Here is a 6,000-nt window from a genome sequence, read left to right as displayed (position 1 = left end):
CCCCCCCCCCCCCCCCSCCGCGCGCCCCCCCCCCCCCCCCCCCCCCCCCCCAACCCCCCCCCCCCCCCCCCCCCCGGCCCCAGACAGATTCCGGTTGCCGATCCACCACGGGAAATCACAAGCAAGAGCAAAAGCGGGTCGCTTCGCTCGCAAAGCCGAGGCCGCCAGCCAACCGCCGTTGCTGTTGCCTTTGCTTCTGCCTTTTCTCTTGATCTTCCCGTGGTGTGCGACGGTGACAGGAAACTGTCAAAGGCCGGGTGGGTAGGCGGGGCGGGGGTGTCCGCGGCATGGATGCCGCGGCCAAGCCCCCAGGGACGGGTTTACGGCGTCCCCCGACCCGTCTACCCACCCGGCAAAGTCCAGGAACCCAGCTTTCAGCGACCAACCCAACCCACCACGGAGCGGCTCCGCCGTTCGCCGACTCCCGCCGAAGGCGCGCTTCCCACGGAAGAAATAATTTTCAGAGAACGTGTCGATTCACAGCCCCCTGGTTCGTTGTACCCAATGAAGGGCACGCACCACGCGTCCCCACGGGAGACTGCAATGAAAGTGATGGTGATCGTGAAGGCCAACGCCGACTCCGAAGCCGGCCGCATGCCCAGCGAACAGGAACTGTCCGAAATGGGCGCCTTCAACGAACAACTCGTGGCCGCCGGCATCATGCTGGCCGGTGAAGGCCTGCACGCCACCCAGCGCGGCCGCCGCATTCATTTCGGCAACGGCGCACCCAGGGTCGAGGCCGGTCCGTTCGGCCCCGCCAGCGAGCAGATCGCCGGGTTCTGGCTATGGGACGTGCGCTCGCTGGACGAGGCCGTTGAATGGGCCAGCCGCGCGCCGTTCGGCAGTGGCGGCACGCTGGAACTGCGCCCGCTGATCACCGCCGAAGACTTCGGTGAAGCCTTCACCCCCGACTTACAGCAGCAGGAACAGCGTCTGCGTGCACAGCTGGAAGGTTGATCCGATCCATTTCCCCCGCCGGGCATGGCCCGGCGCTACCACCCTGAAACCCACGACGGAGCATTGCCATGAAATTGATTCCCTTCCTCGGCTTCAGCGGCCAGGCCCACGATGCAATGGCGTTCTACGCCAAGGCACTCGGTGGCCAGGTCACGTCGGAAATGAAGTACCGCGACATGCCGCCCTCCGATGGCTCGCCGGGTTGCAACGAGATGCCGCCGGAAACCCTTGACCACGTCGCGCACAGCCAGCTGGAAATCGGTACCGCCATCCTGATGGCGGCCGACGGCCCCGGCGGTGGCGAGGGCGGCTCGACCACCATCAATGTCGATGTCGACAGCATCGAGGAAGCCGAGCGCGTGTTCGCCGCGCTGGCCGAAGGTGGCCAGGTGCAGATGCCGATCGCGGAGACCTTCTGGGCGCACCGCTGGGGCATGCTGATCGACCGCTACGGCAAGCCGTGGATGGTCAACTGCATGAAGCAGCCCTGATCCGCTTTCCTTCCATTCACAAGGAGTTCCACCGATGAGTGCACCGCAACCGCAGATGATCTTCGTCAACCTGCCCGTGCAGGATCTGAACGCATCCAAGGCGTTCTTCGCCGCGCTGGGCTACAGCTTCAATCCGACCTTCACCAACGATGATGCGGCCTGCATGGTCATCAGCGAGAGCATCTTCGTGATGCTGCTGACCCAGCCGTTCTTCAAGCAGTTCACCAACAAGGCGATTGCCGATGCGCACAGCCACACCGAGGTGATCACCTGCCTGTCGGCGGACAGCCGCAAGGCGGTGGACGTGATGGTGGACAAGGCATTGGCCGCCGGTGCCAGCGAGCCGCAGCCGGCACGTGATTACGGCTTCATGTACCAGCGCGGCTTCCAGGATCTGGACGGCCACCTCTGGGAAATCGCACACATGGACGGCGAGCCGGGCTGACGGTCGCCGCAGGGAGAACCCTCATGGCTTACGTGGATGCTTACGTGCTGCCGTGCCCGCAGGACAAGGTGGCGGCCTACCGCCGCCTTGCCCGCAAGGCCGGCGCGGTCTGGAAGGACCATGGCGCGCTGCAGTACATGGAGTGCGTGGCCGACGACGTGGAACCAGGCAAGAGCACGTCGTTCCCGCGCGCGGTGAAAGCCAGGCCCGGTGAAACGGTGATCGTCGCCTTCGTGGTGTTCCGCTCGCGTGCGGCACGCGACCGCATCAACGCGAAAGTGATGGCGGACCCGCGACTGGCATCGCTGGGCCCGAAGGACATGCCGTTTGATACCAAGCGCATGTTCTGGGGTGGCTTCAAGCCGATAGTTGAAGCGTGAGCTGCGGCGCTTGTGCGGGCCGGGCGTGCGTGCTGTGATCGGCGCATGCTCGATCCCGCACTGACGCAGCGTCTGGAAACCCTCTGGCGGATGGAATCGCCGGTGTTGATCGCGCGCCTGGCGCGGCTGCTCGGGGGCGATGTCGGCCGTGCCGAGGAGCTGGCCCAGGACACCTGGCTGGCCGCGCTGGAGCGCTGGCCGGAGCAGGGCATCCCGGACAATCCCGGAGCCTGGCTGATGACCACTGCGCGCAACCGTGCCATCGATGTGCTGCGCCAGCACCAGCGCGTGGCGCAGCAGCATGCGCAATGGGGTGAGGAACTGCATCCAGCACCCCTGCCAGCGCCGGATGACAGCCAGGCACTGGAAGATGACCTGGGGGACGACCTGCTGCGCCTGATGTTCGTGGCCTGCCATCCGGTGTTGCCTGCCGATGCGCGGGTAGCACTGACCCTGCGCCTGCTCGGTGGCCTGACCACCACCGAGATCGCGCGTGGCTTCCTGCAGCCCGAACCGACCATCGCCCAGCGCATCGTGCGCGCCAAGCGCACCCTGGCGCAGAAGCAGGTGCCCTATGAAGTGCCGCGCGCGGAGGCGATGCCCGAGCGGCTGGCTTCAGTGCTTGAGGCGATCTACCTGGTCTTCAACGAAGGCTATGCGGCCAGCGCCGGCGATGACTGGATGCGACCGGCGCTGTGCGAGGAGGCGCTGCGGCTGGCACGCATCCTGGCACATCGGCTGCCGGTGCCGCCGGTTCTGGGGCTGCTGGCATTGATGGAACTGCAGGCCTCGCGCGCTGCGGCACGGACCGACGCGCAGGGTGCGCCGGTGCTGCTGGACCAGCAGAACCGAGCCCGCTGGGACTGGCTGCAGATCGAGCGTGGCCAGCAGGTGCTGGCGCGCGCGCTGGCGGCCGGTGGCGGCGACGATCCCTATGTGCTGCAGGCGCGCATCGCTGCATGCCATGCGGCTGCGCGCCGGGCTGACGCCACCGACTGGCCACGTATCGCTTCGCTCTATACCCGGTTGCTGCAGGTGATGCCTTCGCCGGTTGTCGCATTGAACCGGGTCGTGGCGGTGCTGCGCAGCGAGGGCGCGTTCGCTGCGTGGACACAACTGCAGCCGCTGCTGGTGGATGCACGCCTGCGCGACTATGCCCCTTTGCAGGTGGTCCGCGGGGAAGTACTACAGGCGCTGGGGCGTGACCTCGACGCGCGTCACGCTTTTGCCGAAGCCGCCAGACTCAGCCAGAACCAGGCAGAGCGGGGCCTGCTGCGGCAACGGGCCGGACTGCCGCCCCAGGAGTAACTGCGACGAACGCAGCACTTGTCGGCGGGCGCGTGAGCGGCTATGTTTCGCGCCCAGTGGACGCATGAGCGTCCGCGTTCCGTGCGTATTGACCGAGGAGCGGTTGGATGTATTCAAGGACGAAGAGCGCATCGCGCGCTTTTGCGCGCCTGCTTGCCTGTGCCCTGTGCCTGGCCGTATGGCCGATGGCCGCACAGGCTGCAGACAAATCGCAGCAGGCCTACTGGGCCGGTTTTGCCTATACCGCTGATGCCGCTGCCGTGCAGGCGACCACGCCGCATGCGCATACCGTGCTGGAAAAGCGCGGCCTTGTCCCGCTGAACCAGACGTTGGCACAGGCGCTCAAGCGCCGTCCGCCGGCGAACCTGGAGCTGATCGACCAGCCGGTGGCGATGCTCGACGGCACCACCAGCGCGACTGTGCTGGCCGCGGCGCTGGACCGCGAACTGGTCTCGGTCGAGCCGATCGGCAACCAGTACAAGGTGCTGGTGGAAGTGGCCCTGCAGGCGCTGTTCTTCGATTTCCGCGAGCGCCAGGTGATCGCGTCCTATCCGCTGACCCTGCAGCGTATCGACGTGCAGGATTACCGTCCGGACAACGACGATATCGACGCGATCGTCGCCGATCTGCTGTACGGCAATGCTGCCACCAGCCTGTCCCAGGTCCTTGCCACCAGCCTCACCCAGGCCCGCCTGCCCGACGCGGCGGTGCGCCGCCTGCAGGTGGGTGGCGTGACGCTGTCCGATGCGGCACGCGGCAAGCTGCCGGACCCGAAGTGGGAAGGCCCGCTGCGTGCAACGCTGGCCCATGAGCTGTCCAAGACGCTGTCGTCCAACACCGGCGTCGGCCTGCTGCCGCCGGCTTCGGGCCAGGCGATCGGCGGTGCGATGGCCGCGCGCTTTGCCGACGGCAAGGTCTACCAGCTGAAGATTCCCGAGCCGGACTACGTCATCAGCGTGCAGGTCGATGCGCTGAAGAACGGCGTGATCGAGGAAACCCCGGCGATGAAGACGATGCTGTTCGGCGCCTTCTTCACCGCGAAGGTGACCGAACCGTTCTCCGGCAAGGTCTATTTCGAACAGCCGCTGCGCAAGGGGGCCACCAAGGTGGTGCCGGTCACGCAGTGGCAGGTCGACCAGTGGTCGGCCAGCTACGAAACCCTGCTGGCCGGCTTCGATGCCTTCGCCGGCGCCGCCGCCAAGCGTGCCGATTCGCGCGCATGGCTGGACGAACAGAAGCCGGGCGGCCGCCCGTTGCAGCAGCAGACCCAAGCCCTCCAGGAGTTGATCAAGTCATGTCGTTGATGCGTACCATCCTGCTCATCCTCATCGCGCTGGTGGTGGCCTCGCCGGTCGCTGCGCAGACCGCGAGTTCGCGTGGTACCGGTTCGGCCAGCTACGGCCTGCGCCTGAGTGCCGACACCCGCGCCCAGGCCTTGAACAAGGCCAAGGTCAATGCACTGGAGGCGTACATCGCTGAAACCGGTGCGGCCAAGCTGCGCCTGTTCGAAGCCCGCCGCGCCGAGTTCATCGGCGAGATCGACCGCTATGTGCTCAGCGCCGTGCCGCTGTCGGACACCGAAGACAAGAAGGCCAAGACCTACACGGTCACCGTCCGCGCCGAGATCAACACCACGCTGCTGCAGACCAAGCTGGATGCGGGTTCGGCCGTGGCCGGTGCCACCGCCGCGCAGCGCTCGCTGCTGACCTTCCTGTTCATGGCACGCTCGCAGGACACCGTGCAGTCGTTCCAGGACAAGGAATACCGCCGCGTCGACGCCAGCAGCAGCTACAGCGAGAACACCCGTGAAGGCGACAGCTTCCGCGGCAACTCGGTCAGCACCAACGGCAGCATCAACCAGAACGGTTCGGTGTCGGTCACCAGCGGCGGCAGCACCACCCAGCGCAGCGACAACATCAGCTGGAAGGTGGCCAACGCGGCCGAGGTCAACACTGCGATGACCGGTGCCTTCAGCGCTGCCGGCTACGAAGTGGTTGAAGCCGAGTACGTGGAAGGTGAATCACGCGGCCTGCTGAGCATCGAACGCATCCGCAAGGATTTCAGCACCGGCAACGACCTGTCTGCCGCCACCCTGCGTGACACCGCCAATGGCATCCGTGCGGCCAACATTCCGTACATCGCCGTCGGTACCCTCGACGTCGGCATGCGCGACCGCGATCCGGCCAGCGGCAACACCCGCGTGTTCGTCACCGTCACCGGCAAGGTGCTGGACGTGACCGGTCGCTTCCCGCGCACCGTGTCGTCGGTGGGCCCGGTGCAGTTCTCCGGCACCGGCCCGAATGAAACCGTCGCCCGCACCAACGCCCTGCAGCTGGCCGCCGAGAAGGCCGCCCAGCAGATGATCAACGAACTGAACGTCAAGGCGGTCCGCTGACCCTTGGCAGACCGCGCCGGGCGT

The 6,000-nt window shown here is 66.6% G+C and carries 7 protein-coding genes; all 7 read left to right on the top strand.

The features are described 5' to 3' along the window. Positions 1 to 543: 543 nt before the first annotated feature. Positions 544 to 957: a YciI family protein gene (locus D7T59_RS12700; protein ID WP_164139405.1), complete on the top strand. Its 414-nt coding sequence runs from the start codon at positions 544 to 546 to the stop codon at positions 955 to 957. A gap of 68 nt (positions 958 to 1,025) precedes the next feature. Beyond that, positions 1,026 to 1,448, top strand: a complete 423-nt coding sequence (locus tag D7T59_RS12695; protein ID WP_180851311.1) for a VOC family protein — start codon at positions 1,026 to 1,028, stop codon at positions 1,446 to 1,448. A gap of 34 nt (positions 1,449 to 1,482) precedes the next feature. Then, positions 1,483 to 1,893, top strand: coding sequence for a VOC family protein (locus D7T59_RS12690; protein ID WP_049395630.1), 411 nt, complete (start codon positions 1,483 to 1,485; stop codon positions 1,891 to 1,893). A 23-nt stretch (positions 1,894 to 1,916) separates the two neighbouring features. Further along, positions 1,917 to 2,273, top strand: coding sequence for a DUF1428 domain-containing protein (locus tag D7T59_RS12685; protein WP_171953359.1), 357 nt, complete (start codon positions 1,917 to 1,919; stop codon positions 2,271 to 2,273). 45 nt (positions 2,274 to 2,318) lie between these two features. Further along, on the top strand, positions 2,319 to 3,581 hold the full coding sequence (locus D7T59_RS12680; RefSeq protein ID WP_180851312.1) for an RNA polymerase sigma factor: 1,263 nt from the start codon (positions 2,319 to 2,321) through the stop codon (positions 3,579 to 3,581). Between the two features lie 107 nt (positions 3,582 to 3,688). Continuing rightward, a complete protein-coding gene (locus D7T59_RS12675; RefSeq protein ID WP_180851313.1) occupies positions 3,689 to 4,885 on the top strand; it encodes a hypothetical protein in 1,197 nt (398 codons plus the stop codon). Next, complete coding sequence (locus D7T59_RS12670) at positions 4,876 to 5,976, top strand: hypothetical protein (RefSeq protein ID WP_005407892.1); 1,101 nt, start codon at positions 4,876 to 4,878, stop codon at positions 5,974 to 5,976. The genes D7T59_RS12675 and D7T59_RS12670 overlap by 10 nt, the downstream gene beginning before the upstream one ends. The last annotated feature ends 24 nt before the right edge of the window (positions 5,977 to 6,000 follow it).

Origin of the sequence: Stenotrophomonas maltophilia (assembly GCF_013464915.1) — a bacterium.
Classification (GTDB): Bacteria; Pseudomonadota; Gammaproteobacteria; order Xanthomonadales; family Xanthomonadaceae; genus Stenotrophomonas; species Stenotrophomonas maltophilia_AT.
The sequence above is the reverse complement of the archived record's forward strand: the minus strand, read 5'-3'. Positions and strand labels throughout refer to the sequence as shown.